At 37.8% G+C, this 217-nt stretch carries 1 protein-coding gene; it reads left to right on the forward strand.

All coding sequences use genetic code 11. From position 1 onward, the window contains the following. Positions 1 to 217: hypothetical protein (locus tag BFF42_RS27400; protein ID WP_216080638.1), on the forward strand; the 217-nt coding region annotated here is incomplete at both ends.

Below are 217 nucleotides of genomic sequence, written 5' to 3' on the forward strand. Positions count from 1 at the left end.
ATTCCCGCCAGTTTATCCATTGCTGTACAGCCAGAGATGGCTACTACGATCGCAGAAGCAAAAAAAATCTTCCTTATCATTTCGTTATCCTATTTTTTTTCTTGTTACCAGAGAGTGAAAAAAAAGCATCGTATTACCGAAACTATTTTGCACGCGATTTTCTTTTTAAGAAGGATTTTGAAAGGATACGGGCAGATCTTCTTGAGATCCTTAAGCG

Source organism: Shigella sp. FC1661, from assembly GCF_001712525.1.
GTDB lineage: Bacteria > Pseudomonadota > Gammaproteobacteria > Enterobacterales > Enterobacteriaceae > Escherichia > Escherichia coli.